The organism is Sphingomonas sp. AC435, from assembly GCF_979253005.1.
Map to the genome: position 1 here is coordinate 1 of NZ_CEEDCJ010000037.1, position 280 is coordinate 280.

A 280-nucleotide genomic window follows, 5' to 3' on the forward strand; every position below is an offset into this window, starting at 1 on the left:
CCAATAGCTGGTGGGCCAGCTCGGAGGGCATGCAGCCGTGGCGGCGGGCGCTGTCCATGATTGCTTGGTGTTCCATTTTCATAGGGGCGATACCTCAGAGTTTGGCAATGCGCTCCAGCTTTTCGCGCTGGGCGTTGCTCAGGTGGGTGCGCGAGCCGTAACGCTTGAAGTTGGCTCGTATGTCTTCGGTGAACTGGATTTCCCACGTGCCGGAGGCGTGGAGCTCAGCGGCCGCAAGCAGCACGCTGAACTCTTCAACCTGGTCGTAGATGTCTTCGAT

The 280-nt window shown here is 59.6% G+C and carries 1 protein-coding gene; it reads right to left on the reverse strand.

Going from position 1 to position 280, the window contains the following annotated elements:
• Positions 1–94 precede the first annotated feature (94 nt).
• Positions 95–280, reverse strand: a 186-nt coding sequence (locus AC0CH8_RS18860; protein WP_465241196.1) for a hypothetical protein, incomplete at its 5' end; no start/stop codon positions are given.